The organism is Thermobifida cellulosilytica TB100, from assembly GCF_001517975.1.
GTDB lineage: Bacteria > Actinomycetota > Actinomycetes > Streptosporangiales > Streptosporangiaceae > Thermobifida > Thermobifida cellulosilytica.
In genome coordinates this window covers 422,641-445,659 of record NZ_KQ950183.1, presented here as the reverse complement: position 1 = coordinate 445,659, position 23,019 = coordinate 422,641, and the positions used below count along the sequence as shown (strand labels likewise).

18 protein-coding genes are annotated in these 23,019 nt (G+C 72.7%); 9 read left to right on the top strand and 9 right to left on the bottom strand.

Features of this window, described 5'->3' with window-relative positions; translation table 11 throughout:
- Positions 1–84: 84 nt before the first annotated feature.
- Positions 85–1,131 carry an anthranilate phosphoribosyltransferase gene (trpD, locus tag AC529_RS14595; RefSeq protein WP_068757574.1) on the bottom strand — a complete coding sequence of 349 codons (1,047 nt, stop codon included), beginning with the start codon at positions 1,129–1,131 and terminating at the stop codon, positions 85–87.
- Positions 1,132–1,329: 198 nt separating this feature from the next.
- Positions 1,330–1,761 carry a DNA-binding transcriptional response regulator gene (locus AC529_RS14590; protein WP_068757573.1) on the bottom strand — a complete coding sequence of 144 codons (432 nt, stop codon included), beginning with the start codon at positions 1,759–1,761 and terminating at the stop codon, positions 1,330–1,332.
- Between the two features lie 279 nt (positions 1,762–2,040).
- Between AC529_RS14590 and ctaE the strand changes: the two genes are divergently transcribed.
- From ctaE to qcrB, 4 genes are read left to right on the top strand one after another with little or no spacing between them, the layout of a single operon-like run.
- Positions 2,041–2,667, top strand: coding sequence for an aa3-type cytochrome oxidase subunit III (gene ctaE, locus AC529_RS14585; RefSeq protein ID WP_083948259.1), 627 nt, complete (start codon positions 2,041–2,043; stop codon positions 2,665–2,667).
- Between the two features lie 16 nt (positions 2,668–2,683).
- A complete protein-coding gene (gene qcrC, locus AC529_RS14580; protein WP_068757570.1) occupies positions 2,684–3,613 on the top strand; it encodes a cytochrome bc1 complex diheme cytochrome c subunit in 930 nt (309 codons plus the stop codon).
- Positions 3,606–4,718 carry a cytochrome bc1 complex Rieske iron-sulfur subunit gene (gene qcrA / locus AC529_RS14575; RefSeq protein WP_068757569.1) on the top strand — a complete coding sequence of 371 codons (1,113 nt, stop codon included), beginning with the start codon at positions 3,606–3,608 and terminating at the stop codon, positions 4,716–4,718. The genes qcrC and qcrA overlap by 8 nt, the downstream gene beginning before the upstream one ends.
- The gene (qcrB, locus tag AC529_RS14570; protein ID WP_068757567.1) at positions 4,718–6,361 is read left to right on the top strand and encodes a cytochrome bc1 complex cytochrome b subunit; all 1,644 of its coding nucleotides are present in this window, start codon (positions 4,718–4,720) and stop codon (positions 6,359–6,361) included. Before qcrA ends, qcrB begins: the two co-directional genes overlap by 1 nt.
- A gap of 464 nt (positions 6,362–6,825) precedes the next feature.
- Here qcrB and AC529_RS14565 read toward each other — a convergent pair whose 3' ends face one another.
- From AC529_RS14565 to ctaD, 3 genes are all read right to left on the bottom strand, one after another.
- Positions 6,826–8,136 (bottom strand): L,D-transpeptidase, encoded by a 1,311-nt coding sequence (locus AC529_RS14565; protein WP_232306743.1) that lies wholly within the window; start codon positions 8,134–8,136, stop codon positions 6,826–6,828.
- A 255-nt stretch (positions 8,137–8,391) separates the two neighbouring features.
- The gene (locus AC529_RS14560) at positions 8,392–8,817 is read right to left on the bottom strand and encodes a cytochrome c oxidase subunit 4 (protein WP_068757565.1); all 426 of its coding nucleotides are present in this window, start codon (positions 8,815–8,817) and stop codon (positions 8,392–8,394) included.
- A 12-nt stretch (positions 8,818–8,829) separates the two neighbouring features.
- Positions 8,830–10,503: an aa3-type cytochrome oxidase subunit I gene (gene ctaD, locus AC529_RS14555; RefSeq protein WP_068757564.1), complete on the bottom strand. Its 1,674-nt coding sequence runs from the start codon at positions 10,501–10,503 to the stop codon at positions 8,830–8,832.
- 298 nt (positions 10,504–10,801) lie between these two features.
- On the opposite strand from ctaD, the gene AC529_RS14550 reads away from it, so the two are divergent.
- A complete protein-coding gene (locus tag AC529_RS14550; protein ID WP_068757562.1) occupies positions 10,802–12,394 on the top strand; it encodes a nucleotidyl transferase AbiEii/AbiGii toxin family protein in 1,593 nt (530 codons plus the stop codon).
- Positions 12,395–13,093: 699 nt separating this feature from the next.
- On the opposite strand, the gene AC529_RS14545 is transcribed toward AC529_RS14550, so the two are convergent.
- From AC529_RS14545 to AC529_RS14530, 4 genes are all read right to left on the bottom strand, one after another.
- Positions 13,094–13,582, bottom strand: coding sequence for a nitroreductase family deazaflavin-dependent oxidoreductase (locus AC529_RS14545; RefSeq protein WP_068757561.1), 489 nt, complete (start codon positions 13,580–13,582; stop codon positions 13,094–13,096).
- Positions 13,540–14,079 carry a MarR family winged helix-turn-helix transcriptional regulator gene (locus AC529_RS14540; protein WP_068757559.1) on the bottom strand — a complete coding sequence of 180 codons (540 nt, stop codon included), beginning with the start codon at positions 14,077–14,079 and terminating at the stop codon, positions 13,540–13,542. The genes AC529_RS14545 and AC529_RS14540 overlap by 43 nt, the downstream gene beginning before the upstream one ends.
- A 303-nt stretch (positions 14,080–14,382) precedes the next feature.
- Positions 14,383–15,222, bottom strand: a complete 840-nt coding sequence (locus tag AC529_RS14535; RefSeq protein WP_068757557.1) for an ABC transporter permease — start codon at positions 15,220–15,222, stop codon at positions 14,383–14,385.
- Positions 15,219–16,196: an ATP-binding cassette domain-containing protein gene (locus AC529_RS14530; RefSeq protein ID WP_068757555.1), complete on the bottom strand. Its 978-nt coding sequence runs from the start codon at positions 16,194–16,196 to the stop codon at positions 15,219–15,221. The genes AC529_RS14535 and AC529_RS14530 overlap by 4 nt, the downstream gene beginning before the upstream one ends.
- A gap of 309 nt (positions 16,197–16,505) precedes the next feature.
- Between AC529_RS14530 and AC529_RS14525 the strand changes: the two genes are divergently transcribed.
- From AC529_RS14525 to AC529_RS14510, 4 genes are all read left to right on the top strand, one after another.
- Positions 16,506–18,398: an ABC transporter ATP-binding protein gene (locus AC529_RS14525; RefSeq protein WP_068757554.1), complete on the top strand. Its 1,893-nt coding sequence runs from the start codon at positions 16,506–16,508 to the stop codon at positions 18,396–18,398.
- An 86-nt stretch (positions 18,399–18,484) separates the two neighbouring features.
- On the top strand, positions 18,485–19,378 hold the full coding sequence (locus tag AC529_RS14520; RefSeq protein ID WP_068757552.1) for a DUF4429 domain-containing protein: 894 nt from the start codon (positions 18,485–18,487) through the stop codon (positions 19,376–19,378).
- A 242-nt stretch (positions 19,379–19,620) separates the two neighbouring features.
- A complete protein-coding gene (locus AC529_RS14515) occupies positions 19,621–20,568 on the top strand; it encodes an alpha/beta fold hydrolase (protein ID WP_068757551.1) in 948 nt (315 codons plus the stop codon).
- Between the two features lie 292 nt (positions 20,569–20,860).
- Positions 20,861–22,936 carry an acyltransferase family protein gene (locus AC529_RS14510; RefSeq protein WP_269745547.1) on the top strand — a complete coding sequence of 692 codons (2,076 nt, stop codon included), beginning with the start codon at positions 20,861–20,863 and terminating at the stop codon, positions 22,934–22,936.
- The last annotated feature ends 83 nt before the right edge of the window (positions 22,937–23,019 follow it).

Below are 23,019 nucleotides of genomic sequence, written 5' to 3'. Positions count from 1 at the left end.
CGCGGCCCCGCCTGCGCCCGCTCGGGCGCAGGCGGGGCCGCGGCCGACGCCTCCGCTGCTCTCTGCCGCCGGGAAGGCCGGCGCTCAGGCGCGCTTGGCGCGGTCCTGGCTGACCTCGACCCAGGTCTCCAGCTTCTCCCGGGCCGCGCCGCTGTCCACGGCCTCGGCCGCGCGCCGGTACTGGGTGCGCAGCGCCTCGGTGAGGGAGCCGGTGACGCCGTCGAGCGCGGCCAGCGCCGCGGCCGCGTTGAGCAGGACCGCGTCGCGCACCGGTCCGGGGCGCCCGTCCAGGAACTCGCGCACCACCCGGGCGTTGAACTCCGCGTCGCCGCCGCGCAGCGCGTCCGGCTCGGAGCGCTCGATGCCCAGGTCGGCGGGGTCCAGCCGCTCCTGGCGGACGGCGCCGTCGGCCACCACCCACACCGAGGAGGTGGTGGTGGTCGTCAGCTCGTCGAGCCCGTCGTCGCCGCGGAACACCAGGGCGCGCGCGCCGCGGTCGGCGAAGACTCCGGCGATCACCTCGCACATGCCCCGGTCGAAGACGCCAATGGCGGAGGCCACGGGCCGGGCCGGGTTGGTGAGCGGCCCCAGGAAGTTGAAGACGGTGGGCACGGCGAGTTCGCGCCGCGTCTTGGCGGCGTACTTCAGCGAGGGGTGGTACAGCGGGGCGAAGCAGAAGGTGATGCCGGCCTCCTCGGCGACCGCGGCCGTGTCGGCGGGCGGGAGGTCGATGACCACGCCCAGCCGCTCCAGCACGTCGGCGGTGCCGCACGAGGAGGAGGCGGCCCGGTTGCCGTGCTTGACCACCCGCGCCCCCGCGGCGGCGGCGACGATCGAGGCCATGGTGGAGACGTTGACCGTGTGCGCGCGGTCGCCGCCGGTGCCCACGATGTCGAGGGTCTCCCCGGGGACGGAGATCGTCACCGCGTTGTCGAGCATGCCCTGGGCCAGGCCCCGGACCTCGGCGACGCTCTCGCCCTTGGCGCGCAGCGCGACCGCGAAGCCCGCGATCTGGGCGTCGGTGGCCGACCCGGACATGATCTCGTTCATCGCCCACTCGGTGTCGGCGGCCGAGAGGGAGACTCCGTCGAGCAGGGTGCCGATCAGGTGGGACCAGGTTCGTTCACTCACTGGGGATTCCTCGTTTCCTTAGCTTTCACCGGGAGGGGGGACACGTCGGGGCGCGGTGCGCCGGGCGCCGGGACGCCATCGGGAGGTGTCCGCCCCGTGACGCAGTGCGCCGGCGAAGGGCCGGAGGAACCGGCCGCCGCGGGGTGCCGCGGCGGCGCAGACGAGTGACACGGTGGCTGTTACCCGCTTCTTCCGGGCCTACCGGGCGGCGGCCAACCGACGGACGCGGTCGCGCATCAGTTCGGCCAGGGACTCGGCCAGGGCGACGGGGTCGATGGGGTGGCCGACCACCTTGTCGGCGCGCGACCAGGAGGCGAGCCACCTGTCGTCGCGGCGGCCGACGACGAGGAGGACCGGCGGGCACTCGAAGATCTCGTCCTTGACCTGCCGGCACAGGCCCATCCCTCCGGCCGGCCGCGCCTCGCCGTCGAAGATGGCGACGTCGATCCGGGTCTCCTCGAGGCGCTTGAGGACCGCGGGGGCGGTCGCGCACTCGACGAACTCGACCCTGGGCACGTCGGCGGCGGGCCGGCGGCCGATCGCGAGACGTACCTGTTCGCGGACGGAGGCGTCGTCGCTGTAGACGAGGACGCGCATCGACGCCGACTTGTCGGTTCCGGTGTTCGCCATGGTTACCGTCCTTAACACTGGCCGGGGTGCTCTGTGCGAGCCTATTGCCTCACAGTCGAGAAGACGACAGGGCGTCGCCCCCCTCCGTTCGTCGCGGTCACCCGCGCCGAACCGATAGGGTCGGTCCGAAAACCCCGCGCCCGGCCGCCGATCCCGCGGCGGCAGCGGGGGTGGCGCGAGGAGAACGAGTTCAGCGCGCCGCACCCGGGTTCCGTCCTCGTCCGACGCGTTACGGGGGGGCGGGGAGCACTCCCCGCAAGATGCCGTAATAATGCTGGCGTGGCGACAGTAACCGCGAACCAAGAGACAGGGCCGACACCAGTGCATGGTGCGGCTAAGCGACCTGACCTGGTGAGTGTTGGCACCATCGTCTGGCTTGCCAACGAACTCATGTTCTTTGCGGCGCTGTTCGCGATGTACTTCACCATCCGATCCGTGACCAAGGGCAACCCCGAACTGGGTCCGTGGCCGGACGCGCACCTGAACGTCGCGCTGTCCACCACCATCACCATCATTCTGGTGGCTTCCAGCTTCACCGCGCAGTTCGGCGTCTGGGCCGCGGAGCGCGGTGACGTCAAGAAGCTCCGTAGGTGGTTCATCATCTCGTTCGTCATGGGCGCGATCTTCATCGTCGGCCAGGGCTTCGAGTACTACGAGCTCATCGTGCACGAGGGGCTGACGCTGCAGTCCAGCGCCTACGGCTCGATGTTCTACCTCACCACGGGGTTCCACGGTCTCCACGTCATCGGTGGTCTGATCGCGTTCCTGCTCATGCTGGGACGCACGTACGCCGCGAAGCGCTTCACCCACCAGCAGGCGACCAGCGCGATCGTCGTGTCCTACTACTGGCACTTCGTCGACGTCGTCTGGGTCGGCCTGTACGCATCCATCTACCTACTCCAGTGACCCGAACGGGGAAACCGTGAAATGGATTACCGCGCGGCGACGGCATCCCCTGGCGGGGTATGTCGTCGTCATCATCGCGCTGGCCTTTCTCGGGGTGGGCTACGCCCTCGTCGCACCCACCCCTGACCAAGCCGCGGCCGACACCGTGGCTGCCTCGTCGGAGCAGGGCGAGGTCGACATCGCCAACGGCAAGCAGATCTACACGCAGAGCTGCATGAGCTGCCACGGCGAGGACGGCAAGGGCCGCACCCAGGAGGAGACCGGCGACGCCGCCGCCTGGGGTCCGAGCCTGGAGGGTGTGGGCGCTGCGGCCGTGGACTTCTACGTCAGCACCGGCCGTATGCCGTCCACCGACCCCAACGTGCAGATGCCACGCAGGCCGCAGGTCTACTCCGACGAGGAGATCGCCGACCTGGCCGCCTACGTGGAGAGCGCGTTCGGGGGCGGGCCGGGCATCCCGTACAACGTGCCCGGCGAAGCCCCGCAGCGCAGCGACTTCGACTCGGAGGCCGACTACGAGGCGGCGCTGGCCGAGTACGAGAAGAACTACGAAGCCTACGTCGGCGGCGGGGACACCGAGGCCGGGATGCGCCTGTACATGACCAACTGCGCCCACTGCCACAGTTGGTCGGGCGCCGGCGGTGCCCTCACCGACGGGCGCTGGGCTCCGGCGCTCTCCCAGGCCTCTCCTCGGGAGATCTACGAGGCCATGGTCGTCGGCCCCGGTGCCATGCCGGTGTTCAACGACGCCACCCTCAGCCCGGAGGACAAGCAGGCACTGATCTCGTTCGTCAAGAATCTGCAGGCCGAGCCGAACGCCGGCGGCCCCTTCTCCCTCGACCGGGTCGGCCAGGTCGCCGAGGGGTTCATCGGCTGGACCATCGGCCTCAGCCTGATCGTGGCGTGCGCGATCTGGATCACCGCGAAGCAGCGAGCCCATGACTGACAACACCAACCACCACGACGCCGAATCCGGCGCCGACAAGCCCCGGGAACGGGTCATCGGCACTCCGGCGGCCTCTGACGGAGCCTCGCTGGCCGCCGCCGAGGACGCGCCGCACCGCCGACACGAGGGCCCCTACCCGGCTGAGGAGACCCATGTCCGTCCCGAGGAGGTGCAGCGCAAGGGCGAACGCCTGGCCGCGCTGTGGTTCCTCCTCGCCTTCCTGGCGGGCATCGGCTTCTTCGTCAGCTACTTCATGTTCCCGGCCAACAGCGACGGCACACCCTCCATCGCGGACCCGCAGACCGCCCAGTGGGCGAACATGCTGCTCGGCGGCACCCTCGCACTGGCGCTCTTCAGCATCGGCGCGGGCATGACCGTGTGGGCGCGCCGGGTGCTGCCGCACTACGAGGTCTCCTCGCCCTACGACGAGATGCCCTCGTCGGAGGAGGAGAAGCGCTCCTTCAGCGAGTTCTTCATGCGGGGGGCCAACGAGAGCGGCTTCACCAAGCGCCCGCTGATGCGGCGCACCCTGCTGCTGGCCATGGTGCCGCTGGGGCTGGCCCCGGTCGTGCTGCTGCGCGACATGGGCCCGCTGCCCGGTGACCAGCTCAAGCGGACGCTCTGGCGGGACGGTATGCACCTGGTCGTCGAGGGCACCAACCGGCGCGTCCGGGCCGAGGACCTCGTCCCGGGCAGCATGATCTCCGTGCTTCCCGAGGTCGAGGACCCCGAGCACGGGCTGAGCATGAACGACCAGGCCGAGACGATCACCATCCTCATCAGGATGGACCCCAAGGACTTCGGTCCGGACATGTCCGAACAGCAGCTTGAGTGGACGCACGACGGCATCGTCGCCTACTCCAAGGTCTGCACCCACGTGGGTTGTCCGGCGGCCCTGTACGAGCAGACCACGCACAGGATCCTGTGCCCGTGCCACCAGTCCACCTTCGACGCCGCCAACGGCGCCAAGGTGGTCTTCGGCCCGGCGCACCGGCCTCTGCCGCAACTGCCCATCAGGGTCGACGAGGAGGGCTACCTCGTCGCGGCCGGAGACTTCTCCGCCCCGGTCGGCCCCACCTTCTGGGACGCTGGAGTTGAGGACTGATGAGCGACAACCAGGCACCGCAGGCGCCCAAGGCGTTGCGCGGCATCGGCAACTACATCGACGACCGGTTCCATCTGGCCAAGATCGGCGAGAAGAACCTGCGCAAGGTCTTCCCGAACCACTGGTCGTTCATGCTGGGCGAGATCGCGCTGTACTCGTTCATCATCCTGCTGCTCACCGGTGTGTTCCTGACCCTGTGGTTCAACCCCAGCATGGCGCACACCACCTACGAGGGCTCCTACGAGCGGCTGCGCGGCGTGGGGATGAGCGAGGCCTACGCCTCGACCCTGCACATCACCTTCGACGTGCGCGGCGGTCTGCTGATCCGGCAGATCCACCACTGGGCGGCGCTCATCTTCGTGGCGTCGCTGGTCGTGCACATGCTGCGGGTGTTCTTCACCGGCGCGTTCCGCAAGCCGCGTGAGATCAACTGGCTGATCGGCGTGGGGATCTTCTCCCTCGCGATCGTCGAGGGCCTCTTCGGCTACTCGCTGCCCGACGACCTGCCGTCCGGCATGGGCATCCGCATCTTCCAGGGTGTGCTGCTGGCGATCCCGGTCATCGGAACGTACCTGTCGTTCTTCATGTTCGGCGGCGAGTTCCCCGGCGAGGCGATCATCCCGCGGCTGTACATGCTGCACATCCTGCTGCTGCCGGGCATCCTGCTGGCGCTGATCGCGGCGCACTTCATGATCCTGTGGTACCAGAAGCACACCCAGTACCCGGGGCCGAACCGGACGGAGAAGCAGGTCGTCGGCACGCCGATGTTCCCGGGCTTCGCGATCAAGGCGGGCGGGTTCTTCTTCTTCACGTTCGCGGCCATCGCCGGCCTGAGCGCGTTCGTGCAGATCAACCCGATCCACCTGTTCGGGCCGTTCACTCCGACGTCCATCACCTCGGGTCTGCAACCCGACTGGTACATGGGCTTCCTGGAGGGTTCGCTGCGCCTGTTCCCCGACTGGTTCGACTTCGACATCGGCGGGTACGCGGTGGTGACCGGCGTGCTGATCCCGGGTCTGGGCTTCATGGGTCTGCTCTTCGGCGGCCTGGCGGTCTACCCGTTCCTGGAGGCCTGGATCACCGGCGACAAGCGGGCGCACAACGTGGCCGACCGGCCGCGCAACGCTCCGGTCCGCACCGGCCTGGGCGTCGCGGGCATCACCTTCTACGGTGTGCTCTGGCTGGCCGGATCGAACGACATCCTGTCGCACACGTTCCAGATCAGCCTGTACACGACCACGTGGGTCTTCCGGATCTCGCTGTTCGTGGCACCGGTCCTGGCGTTCATCATCACCAAGCGGATCTGCCTGGGCCTGCAACGCCGGGACCGCGCGACCCTGGAGCACGGGTACGAGAGCGGTACCATCACGCAGCTCCCGGGCGGTGAGTTCGTCGAGGTCCACAAGCCGTCCTCTCCGGAGACCGTCGAGGTGCTCCAGAGCGCCAAGTACCAGGGCTTCCGGTCCGTCCCGCCGACCGTGGACGCCAACGGCGTGGAGTCCCCCGCCGCGCGCGGCCTCTTCGGCAAGCTCCGGATCCGCCTGGCCCACTGGTACACGAAGGACAACGTGTCCTTCGAGGACGTGGAGCCGCACGCCCACCTGCACGGCGCGCACTCCGAGGAGAAGGTCGGACAGCACTAACCGCAGGCGCCGTGGCGGCCGCCACGGCAACGGCCGAGGCCCGGCGGGGTTCTTCCCCGCCGGGCCTTCTCGTGTGCCCGGCAGGGCCGCCAGAGCCCCGTGCCGGGCCTCCCGCCGCCCGGCCCCGCCTCCCCTGCCGGGCTTGCCGTCCCTCCCGCTGCCGGACGGAGGCGGATCGGGCAGCCCCTGGCCGCCGCGGGAGGGCCCTCCGGCCGGGGCGGCGGCTTCCGGAGCCCCCGAGGGCTCCCGCCCCTCTGGACCTCCCGCCGGCGCCGTGGCCGCCGTCAGGGCTCCTCCCCGCCGTCCGGGACCGGTCGGCCACCTGCCCCTCCTGGAAGGCGCTCCAGCGGCCCGTGGGCGCCCGGGAGGCCAGCCCTGGGAAGGGAACGGGGAGAAGACGGGAAGAGGCCCCCGCAGCAGCGCTGCGGGGGCCTCTGTGCTCCTCGGGTGCGGGGTGGTGCGGCCTACTCGGCGGCCTCGGCCTGCTCCCCGACAGAACGGTGCGGGGAGCCGGGAGAGCCGGGCTCGTCGGTACGGTCCGCCTCGCCCAGCGTGCTGTTGGCCAGCCACTCCTCCCAGGACCGCTGCCAGTAGCCCCAGCCGTTGTCGACCTCGAGCTCCCGGTCGGTGCCGGTGACCACCAGCGGGTCGCCCATGTAGGAGTTCTCGTAGAACCACTGGGCGTCCGCGGTGCTCATGTTGACGCAGCCGTGGCTGAGGTTGGCCTGGCCCAGCGAGCCGTTCCACGGCGCCGCGTGGGTGAACTCGCCGCTGTTGGAGAAGCGGACCGCGTAGTTGACGTCCAGCTTGTAGTAGTCCGGGTGCCCCGGCGGGATACCGACCGTGGCCGAGTCCATGACCAGGTGCTGGTACTTCTCCATGGTCAGGTGGGTCCCGGACGTCGTGGTGTAGGCGCGGGTGGTGGCGTTGCCGGTGCTGATCGGGAAGTCCTTGATCTGCTCCCCGTCGCGGGTGACGACCATGCGGTGGGTCTCGCTGTCGACCTCGCTGATCTGGGAGCGGCCCACCTCGAAGGTGAGCTGGTGGTTCTCGATCCCGTAGACCCCCTCGGCAGCCTGCACGCCCGCCAGGTGCATGTTGACGGTCACCTTCTGGTAGGGCTCCCAGTACTCCTCGGTGCGGAACACCACCGTCTGGTCGCCGAACCAGTTCCACGCGCCCTGGGTGGGCTTCTCCGAGACGACCTCCAGTGCCGCCTCCACCGCGGCCTTGTTCTCCACCGGCAGGTCGAAGTTGATGATGACCGGCATGCCCACGCCGACCACGTCACCGCTGACCGGGAAGTTCGACTGGACCTCCAGCCGGTGGCCGGGGGTGGCCTCCAGGGTGGTGAAGGTACTGGTGAACTCCGCGGTCTCGCCCTCGGGGCTCTTGCCGGTGGCCACGACGGTGACGGTGCTGCCGGGGGTCAGCGTCCAGTCGCTGACCCACTCGGTCCCGTCCTCGTTGAGGGTCCCGGTGATCTCGTCGACCTCCCCCGCGCCGGCCTCTTCGGCTTCCTCGGTCTCCGCTGCCTCGGGCGAGGCGGAGGCGTCGGCGTCCTCCGGGGCGGCGGGGGTCTGGGTGACGGTGACCTCTTCGATCGTGCCGATGGACGCGGTGACCGTCACCGGGGTGTTCGGGGCGACCTCGGTCTCCCCGTCGGCCGGGACGATGGTGAGCTCTACCGTAGGAGACTCGTTGCTGACGCCGCTGGCTTCTTCTCCTCCCGAACCGGAGCACGCCACGGTGAAGAGGAGGCTCGCTGCCGCCAATCCAACCCCGAGACGGCGAGCCGCCGGGAATGCTCTGCCCTCCACTCGTGCGACCTCCAGTATCTGATTCCTCTGGTGAACATGGTTCTGCGGCTGGTAGGACGCGCGGCCTGACCGAAAAGTTCAAGCGAAAAAAGAAAAAGGGCCCCGGCGCGTGTCACGTTTTCGACACGCACCTGGCCCGTGATCAGAAAGATACCGAAAGGGGCGGCGCCCGGCCAAGCAGGCGCCGCCCCCGGTGTGTCCGGAGTGCTGTCAGTGCTGGAATTCGCCCCGGTAGTACTCGAACACCCAGCCGATGACGGTCAGGATGAGCGCGAGTGCGCCGATGGCGGCCATCCACCAGCCGACCGCGACGCCCACCGCGGTGAAGGCCACCGACATGGCCACGAACAGCGGCCACCAACTGTGCGGGCTGAAGAAGCCGTACTCGCCCGCGCCCTCGTCGATCTCGGCGTCGATCCGCTCCTCCGGCGGCAGGCCGTGGTAGCGCTCACTGCGCCGGGTGGCCTGCAACAGCCAGAAGCCGACCATCCAGCCGAAGCCGATCGCGATGAGCAGGGTGACCGTACCGGTCCACTCGATCTCGCCGACGAAGTACCAGCTCGCCAGGGCGTAGATGACGGCCATCGCACCGAAGAAGCTGGAGACCCCCATGAACAGGAGTGCCTGAACGCGCATGCTGCTCCCCTCCTACTTCTTCGCGCTCTCCGCAGCGGCTGCGGGAGCCGCCGCGTACGGGTGGTGCAGGTCGAAGGCGGGACGCTCGGAGCGGATGCGCGGCAGCGAGGTGAAGTTGTGCCGCGGCGGCGGGCAGGAGGTCGCCCACTCCAGGGACGCGCCGTAGCCCCACGGGTCGTCCACGGTCACCTTCGGCGCCTTCTTGTGGGTGGTCCAGATGTTCCAGAGGAAGATCAGGGTGGACGCACCCAGGACGAAGGAGGCGACCGTGGAGATCTGGTTCAGCGTGGTGAAGCCGTCGCTGGGCAGGTAGTCGGCGTAGCGCCGCGGCATGCCCTCGGCACCCAGCCAGTGCTGCACCAGGAAGGTGCCGTGGAAGCCGAAGAAGAGCAGCCAGAAGTGCCACTTGGCCAGCGTCTCGTTGAGCATCTTCCCGGTGAACTTGGGCCACCAGAAGTAGAAGCCCGCGAACATCGCGAACACCACGGTGCCGAACACCACGTAGTGGAAGTGGGCCACCACGAAGTAGGTGTCGGTGACGTGGAAGTCCAGCGGCGGGGAGGCCAGGATCACGCCGGTCAGGCCGCCGAACAGGAAGGTGACCATGAAGCCGACGGCGAACAGCATCGGCGACTCGAAGGTGAGCTGGCCGCGCCACATGGTGCCGATCCAGTTGAAGAACTTCACGCCGGTGGGCACCGCGATCAGGAACGACAGGAAGGCGAAGAACGGCAGCAGCACCGCGCCGGTGGGGTACATGTGGTGCGCCCACACCGTCATCGACAGGCCGGTGATCGCCACGGTCGCGGCCACCATGCCCTTGTAGCCGAAGAGCGGCTTGCGGCTGAACACCGGGACGACCTCGGTGACGATGCCGAAGAACGGCAGCGCGATGACGTAGACCTCGGGGTGGCCGAAGAACCAGAACAGGTGCTGGTAGGTGATCGGGCCGCCGTGCGAGGGGTCGAAGACCTGCGCCCCCAGGATCCGGTCGGCGGCCAGTCCCGCCAGCGCCCCGGTGAACACCGGGAAGGCCAGCAGCACCAGGATGCTGGTGAACAGCACGTTCCAGGTGAAGATCGGCATGCGGAACAGGGTCATGCCGGGCGCGCGCATGCACGCGATGGTGGTGATGAAGTTGACCGAGCCGAGGATGGTGCCCAGGCCGGCGACGATCAGGCCGAGCACCCACAGGTCGCCGCCGATGCCGGGCGAGCGCACCGCGTCCGACAGCGGCACGTAGGAGAACCAGCCGAAGCTCGCCGCGCCGCTGGGGGTGACGAACCCGGAGACGACGATGAGCCCGCCGAACAGAAACAGCCAGTAGCTGAACATGTTCAGCCGGGGGAAGGCCACGTCGGGCGCGCCGATCTGCAACGGCATGATGACGTTGGCGAACCCGGTGAACATGGGGGTGGCGAACAGCAGCAGCATGGCGCCGCCGTGCACCGTGAACAACTGGTTGTAGGTCTCGTTGGTCATCAACTGCATGCCGGGGAACATCAGCTCCGCGCGGATCAGCATCGCCATGACCCCCGCCACGAGGAAGAAGACGAACGCGGTGGAGATGTACAGGTAGCCGATGACCTTGTGGTCGGTGGAGGACATCCACGCGGCGATGACCGACCCCCTGGGCCGTCTCCGGGGCGCCGCGGTGGTCGGCTGGACCACGTCCGAAGCGGTCATTGTCGTCATCACCCTTCCGTCTGCTGGCTGCGGCCCGGGAGCGGGCCGCCCCGCTCCCGGGCCGGGCGGGGCCGTCGTCGACGGGCGCCGCTGCGGGATCCGTGCGCCCGAGGTCCGGGTCACGGCGTCCGCACTATCCCCGGCGGGGGGCGGCAAACCCCCGGCGGGCCGCCGATCCGCGCGGTCCCGCCGCGCCGCGGAACCGGAAAATTCGGTGGGAGGAGCGCCTGCCTCCCCAGTAGCGTGGCCGCGGATCCGTCCGCGGGCGCCACGGGCGCCGGACCTTAGGGAGTGGTGCATGATGTCGGTGCAGACCGGGGAGTTCGAGACCCATCTGACGGTGTCCCCCCTCAGCGGCGGCGACGAGCAGGAGCTGGAGCGCTGGGCTGCCGGGCGCGGGCTGAAGTACACCCGCATCCTGCTGGACCGGGGACGCCACGCCGACCAGCCGATGCTGACCTTCACCGCCTCGGGCTCGCTGGAGGAGCAGCGCGCGGCCGCCGAGCGCTACGCCGCCGAACTGGCCGGGCTCGGCTGGCCGGTGGTGCGCACCAAGATCGAGGCGGCGCCGTGGAACCCGGGGGTGCCGCAGACCGACGAGGAAGCCGTGGCCAACCGGCCCGACCAGTACTTCGAGCACCACGTGAAGCTGCTGCTGGACGACGAGGACCTGGACCGGGTGCGCGGGGCGGTGGCGCGGCACGGCGCGCACCTGTCGCGCAACGCCCGGCGGCGGCGCGCCGACGGACGGCACGAGCGGTTCGTCACCCAGCGCGGCTACCGGATCGGCGCCCAGGAGGCGGGCCGGCGCCTGGACGAGCTGCTGGCGGTCCTGGCGGACCTGGGGGTCGCCGTCCTGGAGGTCGAGCGGGAGTTCGTCGTCCTCGACGACCGGCTGTCGCTGGACGCGGGATGGTCCACCCCCGAGCAGACGTCCTGGCGGGCCCCGGACGGCGCCGGCCCCGCCGGCAGGCGCGTCCCCGAGGCGGGCAGCGCGGGCTTCCCGGCGACCTACCAGCCCGTCACCCACGGGGAGCAGGCCCGCCAGTACCCGGTCTTCGACCCGGCGACCAAGCAGTTCGACAACGCGTTCCGGGCGGGGGAGCCGGTCTTCGACGACCCCGCGACCGCCGCGCGGTGGCGCCTGGTGCGCCGTTCGGTGCGCGAGCACCTGCTGCGGCTGGTGTCCGCCGCGGAGTGGGCCGACCACCTGGTGCTGCGCGGCAGCGCCCTGATGCCGTCGTGGGTGGGCGGCGCGGCCCGCGACCCCGGCGACCTGGACTGGGTGGTGGTCCCGCCCTCCCTGGGCGTCGACGACCCGAAGGCCGCGGAGCTGCTCGACCGGCTGGTCGAGGCGGTGCACGGCAGTTCCCTGACCCTCATGGGGGCCCGCATCGACACGGGCGACGTCGCCGTCGAGGACATCTGGACCTACGACCGCGTCCCGGGGCGCCGAATGCTGCTGCGCTGGTCCCACCCGGAGGTGCCCGACGGCACCCTCCAGCTCGACTTCGTGTTCGGGGAGCACCTGCCGGAGCCCCCCGTCGAGGCGCTGGTGCCCACCCTCGACGGCGGCGCGCTGCACCTGCTGGGGGCGAGCCCGCAGCTGTCGCTGGCCTGGAAGCTGCTGTGGCTGCACGACGACTGCTACCCGCAGGGCAAGGACCTCTACGACGCGGTGCTGCTGGCCGAGCGGTACCTCCCGTCGCGCGAGCTGGTCGCCCGGGTGCTGGCCGACGCCGAGTACCGGTTCGACGGCCTGACCGAGTCGTTGGTCATGGGCTGGGAGGTGGACTGGGCGGAGTTCGTCGCCGAGTACCCGGACGTGCCGGGCGACGTCGTGTCCTGGAAGCGGCGGCTGGTCGCCGCGCTCCGTCCGATCCTGGACTGACGGTGCCGCGGCCCCGCGGGGAAGCCGCCCGCCCGAGGCCCCCGGCCGACGGTCGGCCGGTGCGCCCCGGGGGGCACGGAGCGGCCCGCGGGAGGGGCCGCGACGGGACGCGCAGCCCCGGCGGGGGAGCCGGGTGCCGGGTACAGCAGCGAGGGGGCGGCCGCGTTCGACCGGGAGCGGGCGCGCGCCCTGCCGGCGTCGGCCGAGGTGTTCCGGCCGTCGACGGGGCGGCGTGCGGGCGCCTGCACGTCGCCCCGCTGACGGCGGTACGGCGGGACGGTGCGCTGTGCTCGTGCGCCGGGCTGCACGAGCGCAGGGCCGCCGGCCCGGCGGCCGCTCCGCACCGTGTGCCGGCCACCGGCCGCACCGCGCCCGGCGAAGGGCTGGCCCCGGTGGTCGAGGGGGAGGCCGTGCGGCTCTTCGACGACGCGCGGCTGCGGTGCGCCGCCGCGGCCTTCGCGGCCGGGTACGGGGAGAACCGGCGTTTCGGCGCGGCCGACGGCCCGTGCCGCAGTGGCGGGGCACGGCCGTGGTCCACCGGGGGCCCGGTCACCGTCTTCGGGTCCGGCGGGGCCAGGAGTACGGGCAGGCCCGCCGGCGGTTCCGCCGGGCGGTTCTCCTCTTCCGGGTGCGGCCCTCCTCGGCGGAGGACGCCGCGGCCGACGGCGTCCGGGGCGTCGTCGGCCGCGCGGAGCGGGGTCAGCCGCGGTGCCGGGGGACGAGCCGGACGAAGGGCAGGATCTCGGCCGCGCGGCGGTAGCCGGCCTCGGAGCCGTCGAGCGGCAGCCCGACGAGCCGGCTGAGGGAGCGCGCGGCCCTGGGGTGGCGCCGGGCGTAGCGCACCAGCGCCTCCGCGGCCCGGTCGGCGGGCAGCGGTTCGGCGGTGACCGGGATCGTGCGGGTGCCGACCTGGACGGCGGCCTCGGGGCGGGCCATGAGGTTGCGGTACCAGTCGGCCCGGGGGCCGTACCCGGAGCAGACGGTGAAGGAGCCGTCGGCGGGGTCCCGTTCGACGATCTCGACGACCGTGCGGCGCGTGCGGCCGGTGACGCGGCCGGTGTGGGTGAGCATCAGCAGCCGGTCGCCGAACAGCCAGCCCAGGCGGGCGCGGTACAGGTGGACGGGCAGCCGGAACAGCAGGCGGCTCAGGCCGGTCGGCGGCGGGCGGAGTCCTCTGTCGTTCTCCACGGGCGGGTGCCTCCTCGTGTGTGGCGGCTGCGCGCGTGCCGGGGACGGACCGGGTGCGGCGGGTCGTCGCGGACGGCGCGCAGCAGGGCGGACAGGCCGTGCATCAGGGCGTCGTGCTCGTCGGGGGTCATGGCCGCGCTCCACCGCTCGTAGCGCTGCCGGAACAGTTCGGCGATGTGGGCGCGGACCTGCCGGCCCCGCTCGGTGGGGCGCAGCCGGTAGGTGCGGCGGTCGGCGGGGTCGCGTTCGCGGTGCACCAGCCCCTTGCGTTCCAGGTCGGCGACCAGGCGGCTGACGGTGCTCTTCTCCAGTCCCAGCCGTTCGGCCAGGTCCTGCTGGGACAGCGGGGGTCCGGGGGTGTCCAGCTCGTCCAGGGCGAACGCCTGGGAGAGCGAGACGGGGTGGCCGAGGACCTGCTGGTCGTTGTGGAGCAGCCCCGACAGGCGCATCAGGTCCGTCAGCGCCCGGTGCAGCCGGTGTGCCGGTGTCGTGTCCATCCCTCCCGAGGATTGCACCCCCGAACAGTTGCGCCAAACAACCCTCCGCGCCCACGGCCCGGGCAGTTGCGCACGGCGACCTTTTGCGGCGGGCCTCCCGGGCGCTTCCTCGTCCGCCGGGGGTGCGAAACGCCTCTTCCACGGCAGGGGAAGCCGGTTCTCCGGCCGTGCGGCCCGCGGGCCCGCGCGCGGCGTCCACTGCCGCCCCGCCGGTGCGCACCGCGATCCGCGGCAGGGGGCCGCTGCTGTCCTGGTACGTGCGGCAGACCACGGCCGCCGCGGCCCGACGGCGCCGCGCACCGCTCAGTTGCGGCGGTTGTACAGGTACAGGGTGAGCGGCGCGAACACTCCGACCAGCACCGCGCACTCGGCGAACACCAGGGCCACCTCGGAGGCGGCGGCCGTGCCGTGCACCAGGCCGCGCACCGCCGTGACCAGGTGGGTGACCGGGTTGGCCTCGACGAACGCGCGCAGCCAGCCGGGCATGGTGGCCGGGTCGACGAAGACGTTGGTCAGGAAGGTCCCCGGGAAGAGCACCATCATGCTCACGCTCATCACCGAGTTGGGCGTGCGCAGCACCAGGCCCAGCATGCTCCACAGCCACGACAGGCTGTAGCAGAAGGCGACCAGCACCGCCACGGCGGCCAGCACCCCGGCCGCGCCGCCCTGCGGCCGGAACCCCAGGGCCAGCCCGAGCACGACGACCACGGTCGAGGCGACCGTGTAGCGGACCGCGTCGCCCAGCAGGGCGCCCGCCAGTGCCGCGGGCCGCCACACCGGCAGCGACCGGATCCGGTCGAAGACCCCCTTCTGGATGTCGGTGTTGAGGACCACGGCCGTGTACATCGTGATCATGACGACGGTCATGACCAGGATGCCCGGCAGCAGGGTCTGGATGTAGACGTCCGGGGAGCCCGCCAGCGCGCCGCCGAACAGGAAGGTGAACATCAGCAGGAACAGCACCGGGAAGACGGTGACGTCGAACAGCTGCTCGGGCACGTGCTTGATCTTCAGCAGCGCCCGCCACCCGAAGACGAGCGACGCGGTCACCGGTCCGGGGCGCGGCGGCCGGGCGCGGTGCGCCAGGGCGGTGTGCAGCCTCTCGTCGGTCCCGGCCGGGGACCGGGTGGTCGTGGCGGTCATGCCGCCTCCTCGCTGGTGTCGTCGGTGCCGGTGGGGCGGCCGGTCAGGGCCAGGAACACCTCGTCGAGGCTGGGCCGCCCCAGGGAGAAGTGGGTGACGGCGAGCCCGGCGGCGGACAGCTCGGCCAGGGCGCGGGCCGCCAGGGCGGGGTCGAAGACCCGGGCGGACAGCGCCGAGGTGTCGCCCTCCTCCTGCACGGGCGCGTCCAGCACCTCGCCGAGCAGACGCCGGGCCTCGCCGCGCCGGTCGGGGTCGCGCAGGCGCACGTGCAGGGTGCCGGTGCCGACCGACGCCTTGAGCTCGCCGGGGCTGCCCTCGGCGATGACGCGGCCGCGGTCGATCACCGCGACCCGGTCGGCGAGCTGGTCGGCCTCGTCCAGGTACTGGGTGGTGAGCAGCACCGTCGTGCCCCGGGCGACCAAGGCGCGCACGATGTCCCAGACCTGGCTGCGGCTGCGCGGGTCGAGGCCGGTGGTGGGCTCGTCGAGGAACAGCAGCCGCGGGGTGACCACGATGCTCGCGGCGATGTCGAGCCGCCGCCGCATGCCGCCGGAGTAGGTCTTGACCTGTTTTGCGGCGGCCTCGGCGAGGTCGAAGGCGGCCAGCAGCTCGCGGGCCCGGGCCCGGGCGGCGGCACGGCGGTAGCCGAGCAGCCGGGCCAGCATGACGAGGTTCTCGGTGCCGGTGAGATCCTCGTCGACCGAGGCGAACTGCCCGGTCAGGCTCACCAGGGTGCGCACGGCGTCGGCCTCCCGCACCACGTCGCGGCCGAAGACCCGGGCCCACCCGCTGTCGGGGCGCAGCAGGGTGGCGAGCATGCGGATGACGGTGGTCTTACCCGCTCCGTTGGGCCCCAGGACGCCGTACACGCCCCCGGCCGGGACCCGCAGGTCGACGCCGTCGACGGCGCGGGTGCGCCCGAAGTTCTTGACCAGGCCGGCCGCCTCGACGGCCGGGCCGACGGGGCGGTTCACGGTCCGCCCCCCGTCGGCCCGCAGCGGGCGGTCGACGCGGTGTGGGACTGCGCCATGGCGGCCTTCCTTCCGGCGGCTCCGCTGGGCCCCGCCCGACCGCCCTCGCCCGGGTGTCTGCGGAGGGCTCCTCCCAGCCGCCACTGTTATCGTACACGTGTTCGACGAAGACGGGGGTGGAGCCCCCGGCCCGCCCGCCCCGCGGAGTTGACCTCAACCTAAGTCGAGCTTTTAGGCTCCGTCGCGTCGGGCGTCGAGCAGTGCCCCGCCCGCTGTCCTTCGTCCCTACCCGGAAAGGCCGGTGACCACCTCATGAGCATGGAGATGACCGCCTGGCGCGCGCTGTACCGCGCCACGCACGCCCCCGACGAGCGGCGCCCGCTGTCCGCGGCCACGCTGCGGCGCATCGCCGGGTTCGCCCGCCCCCACGCGGTCCGGCTGGTCTGGTTCCTGGTGTGCAGCGTGGTCGGTGCGGTGCTGGCGGTGGCCACCCCGGTGCTGGCGGGCCGGGTGGTCGACGGCATCGTCGGCGGCGCCGAGACCGGGCTCGTCGTGGGGCTGGCCGTGCTCATCGCCGCCATCGCCCTGGCCGAGGCGGGCGTCGGCCTGGCCACGCGGTGGCTGTCGGCCCGCATCGGCGAGGGGCTCATCCTGCAGTTGCGCACCGCCGTGTTCGACCACGTGCAGCGCATGCCGGTGGCGTTCTTCACCCGCACCCGCACCGGGGCGCTGGTCAGCCGGCTCAACAACGACGTCATCGGGGCGCAGCGGGCGTTCAGCGACACCCTGTCGGGGGTGGTGGGCAACCTGGTGACGCTCACCCTGACGCTGGTGGTGATGGTGGGGCTGTCCTGGCAGGTCACCCTGCTGGCGCTGGCGCTGCTGCCGGTGTTCGTCCTGCCCGCGCGCCGCATGGGCGCCCGGCTGGCCCGCCTGGAGCGCGAGGCGGCCGACCACAACTCCGCGATGAGCACGCAGATGGCCGAGCGCTTCTCCGCCCCGGGGGCGACCCTGGTCAAGCTGTTCGGCCGCCCCGAGCAGGAGTCGGCGGAGTTCGCCGCGCGCGCCGGACGGGTGCACGACATCGGCGTGCGCCGCGCCATGCTGCAGCACGTGTTCTTCACCGCGCTGACCCTCGTCTCGGCGCTGGCCCTGGCGCTGGTCTACGGGCTGGGCGGGTTCTACGCGCTGCACGGCCGACTGGACCCGGGCTCGGTGGTGGCGCTGGCGCTGCTGCTGACCCGCCTCTACGCCCCGCTGACCGCGCTGGCCAACGCGCGGGTGGAGGTGATGGGCGCGCTGGTGAGCTTCGACCGGGTCTTCGAGGTGCTGGACCTGGAGCCGCTGATCCAGGAGCGCGCGGACGCCCGCGAGGTGCCCGACGGCCCGGTGTCGGTGGAGTTCGACGGGGTGCGCTTCGCCTACCCCTCGCCCGAGAAGGTGTCGCTGGCCTCGCTGGAGGAGGTGGCGCGGCTGGACGCCCGCGGCGGCGAGGAGGTGCTGCACGGGGTGTCGTTCCGTGCCGAGCCGGGGCAGATGGTGGCGCTGGTGGGCTCCTCGGGCGCGGGCAAGTCGACGATCGCCCAACTGCTGCCGCGCCTCTACGACGTCGACGAGGGGGCGGTGCGGCTGTCCGGGGTCGACGTGCGGGACCTGTCGTTCGACTCGCTGCGCGCCACCCTGGGCATGGTGACCCAGGACGGGCACCTGTTCCACGACACCGTCCGGGCCAACCTGCTGCTGGCCCGCCCCGAGGCCGGCGAGGAGGAGCTGTGGGAGGCGCTGCGGCGGGCCCGGATCGCCGACCTGGTCGCGTCCCTGCCCGACGGGTTGGACACGGTGGTGGGCGAGCGCGGCTACCGGTTCTCCGGCGGTGAGCGCCAGCGGCTGACCATCGCGCGGCTGCTGCTGGCGCGGCCCCGGGTGGTGATCCTGGACGAGGCCACCGCGCACCTGGACTCCGACTCGGAGGCGCAGGTGCAGGAGGCGCTCTCCGAGGCGCTGGAGGGGCGCACCGCCCTGGTGATCGCGCACCGGCTGTCCACCGTCCAGTCGGCCGACCTCATCCTGGTGGTCGAGGCGGGGCGGATCGTGGAGCGCGGCACGCACGCCGAGCTGCTGGCCGCAGGCGGCCGCTACGCGCAGCTGTACCGGACACAGTTCCAGCAGCCGTCGGGGAGCCTCGTCGACGGGGCCGCGGCCTGATCCGCGGAGCCGCGGTCGCCACCCCGGTCAGCGGGAGGGGGCCGCGGCAGGGCGCCCGTCCTGCACCGGTTTCCTAGAATTGCCGGGTGGACGAGTTGCAGGGACGCGAGGGAGTCTGGCGGTTCGACGGGGAGACGGTCTCCCTCCACTACCGCACAGGCTGGCGCGCCGACCCGTTCCTGGCCGAGCTCGGCCGGTGCGACGTGCCCGTGGCGGCCCTCTCCTCGGCGGAGTTCACCCCCTCCAGGCTCCGGGGGAAGAGCTGGCAGTTGAGACTGCGGCTGCACGACCGCGTCGACCCCTTCTCCGCGGTCGGCGCGGGCCTGAACGGCAGAAGCCACCCGTTCGTGCTGACCGGAGCCCCGCAGCGCGAACTGCTCGCCGAGTACTACGCCGACCAGTTCACCGCCGCCGCGCAGGCCGCGCGCGGCGCGGCCCCCTCGCCCGCCCCGGAGCAACTGGCCGTGCGCCTGGTCCCGCCGCTGCCGCTGCACGTCCAGACCTCCGAGGGGACGGCCTTCTTCGACGGCGAGACGGTGCGCCTGGTGTGGTCGGGGTGGGCCGCGGACTCCGCCAAGCGGAAGCAGCAGCGCCGGGAGTTCGCCCTCCCGGAGATCCGCAGCGTCGAGTGGGTGCCCTCCGACGGCTGGGTCGAGGGACACCTGCGGATCCTGACCCACGACTCGGGGGGTTCCCCCTCCGCCAAGCCGGACAAGGACCCGCACTGCCTGGTGACCGGCTCCTCCCGCAGGGAGGAGGCCCGCATGCTGCTGATGGCGGCGACCGTGACCGCCCACCTGCGGGCGCGGGAAGCCGACTCCCGGCGCGCCGCGGCCCTGCCCGCCCCGGACCTCGGCGCCCCCGCCGGGGAGAAGACGGTCTACGACCGCATCCGGGAACTGGGGCGGCTGCGCGACGAGGGCCTGCTCACCGAGGAGGAGTTCCAGGCCAAGAAGACCGAGCTCCTCGACCGGCTGTGACCGGGGCCCGGCCCGGCGCACGTGCGCACCCGCCGGTCCGACGGCGGCTGCCGGGGGCGGTGCGGGCGGAGCACGGCCGCCGGGCGGTCCGGCGGAGCCGGGGCTACGATGGCCTGCGGCGGACGGAACCGCTCCCGGCTCCGCCGGGCCGTCCGGCGGCCTGCACGGCGGGGCCCGCACGGACCCGCCGGGAGGCGCCGCCCCGTCCGCGCCCCGCCCGCCACGACCGCACCGGAGGCAGTGTGCGACTCCCCGACGCGCTGCGGCCCCCGCGGCCCGCCGGTGTGCTGCGCGTGCGCTCCGACGACGGCACCCTGCTGCACGCCGAGGTCCACGGCCCCGAGGACGCCCCCACCGTGGTCCTCAGCCACGGCTGGGCCTGCTCCACCCTGTTCTGGACGCCCGTGCTGCGCGCCCTCGGCGCCGACCTGCGGGTCGTCCTCTACGACCAGCGCGGCCACGGCCGCAGCGAGGTCCCGCGCCGCGGCGGCTACGGCACGACCGCCCTGGCCGACGACCTGTGCGCGGTCCTGCGGGCGACGGTGGCCCGCGGCACGCGGGCCGTCGTCGCCGGCCACAGCATGGGCGGCATGGCGGTCATGGCCGCCGCCGAGCGCCCCGCGTTCCGCTCCCGGACCGCGGCCGTGCTGCTGGCCAGCACCGGCAGCCGCGACCTGGTGTCCTCCGCCCTCGTCCTGGGCGGCCCGCTGCGCCGCCCGGCCCGGCTGCGCGCGGCCCTGCGGCGGAGCGCGCTGACCGTCCCGCTGCCGCTGGGGCCGGTCACCCCGCTCACCCGCGCGGGCCTGCGCCGCGTCGTCATGGCCGCCGACGCCCCGGCCGACACGGTGGACCTGTGCGCCCGCATCGTGCACGCCTGCCGGCCGGTGCCGCGCGCCCGGTGGGGAGCGGTCCTGCGGGACCTCGACCTGACCGGGCCGCTGCGCCGCCTCGACGTGCCCGCCCGCGTCCTCGCCGGAACCGCCGACCGGCTCACCCCGCCGCTGCACGCCCACCGGCTCGCCGAGGCGCTGCCCGCCTGCGAGGACCTCGTCCTGCTGCCGGGCATCGGCCACATGACCCCGCTGGAGGCCCCCGACCGCGTCGCCGCGGTGCTGCGGGACCTCGTCCGCGCCCACCTGGCCCCGGGCGCGGCCGAGGGCGCGGCCGCCGCCCCGGCGCGGGCCGGGTGAGCCGTCGCGCTCTCGCCGGGCGGGCCCGCCGCGGACGGCGGCGCGCCTGACCTGCCCGCCCGCGCTCCGCGTTCCCGCGTTCGCCCCCGCCCCGGGGCGCACCTGTGTATCGTGGCGGTCGCCCAGCGTGTCCACCACGCCCGAACCACGTGATTTTCTGGGCGAAATATGAGAATTTTCTGAACAGATCCTGAGAGGATCTCTTCCCCCGAGCACGTTCCGCGACGGAACGCCGTGACCCCTCGGGTACCAACCTGCTTCCGACCGACGCTTGGAGCGATACCTCGTGTCAGTGGACGCCCCTGCACCGCACTCCGCCGCGCCCACGGGCACGCGTCCGCACCGCCCCGCACCCCGGCGCTTCCTCCCCGAGGTGCAGGGGCTGCGGGCCGTGGCGGTACTGCTGGTGCTCGTCTACCACCTCGACTCCTCCTACCTGACCGGCGGCTACGTGGGAGTCGACGTCTTCTTCGTGATCTCCGGCTTCCTCATCACCTCCCTGCTGCTGCGCGAGGTCCGCTCCAGCGGCAGGGTCTCGATCAGCCGGTTCTACATCCGGCGGGTGCGGCGCATCCTGCCCGCCGCGACGCTGGTGCTCACGGCGACCGCGGCCGCCGCCCTGCTCCTGCTGCCCTCGACCCGCCTGGAGCAGACCGCGCTCGAACTGGCCTCCAGCGCCGCCTACATCGAGAACTTCGTCCTGGCCGGGCAGACCGTGGACTACCTGGCCGCCGAGGAGGCGCCCAGCCCGGTCCAGCACTTCTGGTCGCTGGCCGTGGAGGAGCAGTTCTACCTGGTGTGGCCGCTGCTGTTCGTGGGGTGGGCGGCGCTGCGCTCCCGGATCCGCGCCCGGCGGGCCGCCGCCGTACTGGGCGGCGCCGTGGCCGCGGTCGTCGCGGCCTCCCTGGTCTGCTCGGTGCTGCTGACCTCGTCCGACCCGACCGCCGCCTACTTCCTGCCCTGGACCCGGATGTGGGAGCTGGCCGCGGGCGGCCTGCTGGCCCTCGCGCTGTCCCGGTGGAGCGTCCCCGGCCCGCTGCGCGACCCGCTGGGCTGGGCCGGCCTGGCGGCCGTCGCCGTCGCCGCAGTCGCCTACGACGGGCACACCGCCTTCCCCGGGTACGCCGCCGCGCTGCCGGTGCTGGGTGCGGCCGCGGTGATCGCCGCGGGCGAGGGCAGGAGCCGCTACAGCGCGGGGCGGCTGCTGAGCACCCGGCCCGCGCGCCTCGTCGGCGACCTCTCCTACGCCCTGTACCTGTGGCACTGGCCGGTCGTCGTGATCACGCTGGGCGTGCTCAACGTGCCGGAGCTGTCCCCCGCCCAGGCGGCGGCGGTGGCCGCGCTCTCCCTGGCCCTGGCCTGGGCCACCAAGATCGTGCTGGAGGACCCGGTGCGGGTGCGCGGTCTGCTCGCCACCGGGCGGTCGGCAGCGGCGTTCGCCCTGTCGGGCGTGCTGGTGGTGGCGGGCGCCGCGTGGGGCATCCAGCTCCACGTGCAGCAGGTCCGCTCCACCGAGTTCGACCCGCAGGTCCACCTCGGGCCGCAGGCCCTGGACGTCGCGGACGAGCCCGACGCGCTCACCGCTCCCCCCTACCCCTCGGTGCTGACCGCCGAGGACGACCTGCCCGACCTCTACGGCGACGGCTGCCAGTCCTCCGAGACCGACACCGAGCCCTCGCCGTGCGTCTACGGCGCCGAGGACGCCGACACCACGGTGGCGCTCGTGGGCGACTCGCACGCCGCGCACTGGTCCCCCGCGTTGCAGGAGGTCGCCGAGGAGCGCGGGTGGGAGCTGCACACGTTCACCAAGTCGTCGTGCGCCTTCACCGCGACACTGCTCGTGCGCCCCGGCGAGGAGGAGCCCTACACCCAGTGCCGGGAGTGGACCGGCAACGTGCTGGAGCGGCTGCGCGACCTGGGGCCGGACATCGTGTTCACCAGCTCCCGGGCGCAGGCCGCCCCCTACGGGATCGACGACGAGGAGAAGGCGCGCGAGGCGGTGGCCGAGGGCATGTCCGAGCTGTGGCGGAAGCTGGACGCGATGGGCGTCACCGTGGTGGCGCTGCGCGACACCCCCACGGCCCGCAGCCGTATCGTGGAGTGCATCGACCTGCACGCCCCCGACACCGACGCGTGCGTCCGGGAGCGCGACCGCGCGCTGGGAGGCGGCGACCCGCAGGTCATCGCCGCGGAGGAGAGCGGCGTGGACGCCCGTGTGGTGGACCTGAGCGACCGGTTCTGCCTCGACGACGTCTGCCCGGCGGTGATCGGCAACGTCCTCGTCTACCGGGACAGCCACCACATCACGGCCACCTACTCCCGTCTGCTGTCGGAAGACCTGGCCGAACGGGTCGAGGCCGCGCTCTGACGGCCGGACGGGGCAGGCCCGCCGCGCGGCAAGGGGAGGACGCGGCGGGCCCTTCCGCTGGACGGGGCGGGAGGGGCCAGGCG